This window comes from Photobacterium sp. BZF1 (assembly GCF_014349205.1).
Classification (GTDB): Bacteria; Pseudomonadota; Gammaproteobacteria; order Enterobacterales; family Vibrionaceae; genus Photobacterium.
The window spans coordinates 1-1,553 of the sequence record NZ_JACSOF010000300.1; the positions used below are offsets into that span (position 1 = coordinate 1).

Consider the following 1,553-nt stretch of genomic DNA (forward strand, 5'->3'; position numbering starts at 1 on the left):
ATCCACAGAGGTTCAACTCGTAGGGGGAATGATGAGTCCGACTCCGGTCAGATCACTGTTGATGTAGGTAGTGATACAGTTATCGGCTATGGGGTTGATATTGCAAGCTTTAATTTGAATAACAGCCTCAAGTCAGATAACAAAGATGTTAGCTTAGTTGATTCCGGAAATGGTTTGTATCAAGGGGTAGCCGATAACAAAGTTATCTTTGAATACCAATTAAATGCCAATGGTAGCTATAGTTTCGAGATTATTCGACCGTTAGACCACTCTGTTCAGGGCAAAGATAGCTTGAACATTGCTATTCCGGTATATGCTATTGATCAAGATGGTGATAAAAGCGCCAATTACTCAATAGATGTCGTAGTGCTCGATGATACTCCAACGGTTAAAGATAAAAACATTACGGTTACCGAGGGTAGAAACAGCGGTAAAGTTGATGTGTTGAACTCATCTGGGGAAGGGGCTGATGACGCTAATGTAACAGCGGTGATTATTGACGGCGTGGAGTACGCTGTCAGTGGAAATAATTTCAACAACAATGCGTTTAAGGTTTATGACGATTCCACACCTCAACAAGAGCTTGGAACTGTTTTCTTCAAGGGGAATGGGCAGGTCAAATTTAACGCTAACCCTGATCTCATCCACAATGAAGCGGAAATAACCGAAACTATTACGGTCAAAGTAACCGATGGTGATGGTGATATTGATACGGGTATTGTGACAATTAAGATATCCGATCAAGGAACCAGTCTAACTACCCGCGACAGCAGCGGTTTCGAAGATAATGAGAGTGATACCGATCAGATAGCTACGACCTATTTTGGTATCCCAATATCGATGGACATTGATTTGGGTGATGCAGACCGTGGTGAATCGATTGGTACAGTGACAATTACCCCAGATGATCAAATGCCTGGTAGCTTTTTGCTAAATGGGGTTGTGATTACTCCTAATGGCGATGGCTCAGTGACTATTGATCCATTGGCTTTTTCAGACACTGGAGACAACGTTTATTCCTTGAATGGAGTGACCTTCATGCCTGATGAAGATTTCTCAACTATAAATGGCGACTTACTATTTAATGTTTCTGCACAAGTGGAAACGAGTGATGGTGATCATCACTCACCGATGAGCGGGAGTTTTACTGTCCATGTTGAGGGCGTTGCTGATAAGCCTGTTTGGGATGATGCTAATTCAACTTACCACTACAGTGCCGATATTACTGAGGATAAAGAAAATGTGGCCCTCAATTTAACTGCGTTGTTGCAGGATGATGATGGCAACAATACAACGTCTGAAAATCTTTATTATTACCTGACGATTAAAGAGGGTAATGGAACCCTTGTTGGTAATAATATGGTGGAAACATCAGTTGGTTCTGGCGTGTTTAAGGTTGCCGCTGCTGATATCGATTCAATTGAAGTTGACCCTGCTGATAACTTTAGTGGTGACATCAAGCTTGATGTTTATGCACAAAGCCAAGAGAAGGATAACCTCGATACCGCAGAATCTGTTACTAAAGAGATCATTATCAATGTTGCTCCTGATGC

The 1,553-nt window shown here is 41.9% G+C and carries 1 pseudogene; it reads left to right on the plus strand.

What is annotated here, in order from left to right:
• Positions 1-1,553 (plus strand): annotated as a pseudogene (locus BIZ37_RS30120) (hypothetical protein); the annotation flags it as partial.